Origin of the sequence: Burkholderia sp. GbtcB21 (genome assembly GCF_019091065.1) — a bacterium.
GTDB classification, from domain to species: Bacteria; Pseudomonadota; Gammaproteobacteria; order Burkholderiales; family Burkholderiaceae; genus Burkholderia; species Burkholderia pyrrocinia_C.
In genome coordinates, this window is sequence record NZ_JAGXKA010000191.1 from 1 (window position 1) to 290 (window position 290).

Here is a 290-nt window from a genome sequence, read left to right on the forward strand (position 1 = left end):
ACTACGTCACCGAACGTGTACGCGAGTTTCCCGACCTGAGCGTCGAACGTCTGCTGCGCGAGATCCGGGCCATGGGGGATACCGGCGGCCGCACGGCGCTGGGCGACCTGGTTCGGGAAGTCCGTCCGCCGCGCCAACGCGGCTTCGAGGTGCGCTTTGAGACGCCTGCCGGTCATCAGGCTCAAGTGGATTTCGCGCACTTCAATGTCGAGTTCGATGACGCGCCCGGCCAGCGGCGTTCGATCTGGCTGTTCTCGATCGTGCTTGGGCACAGCCGCTATCTCTGGGGA

1 pseudogene is annotated in these 290 nt (G+C 65.2%); it reads left to right on the forward strand.

From position 1 onward, the window contains the following. Nucleotides 1-290 (forward strand): annotated as a pseudogene (locus KVT39_RS36790) (IS21 family transposase); the annotation flags it as partial.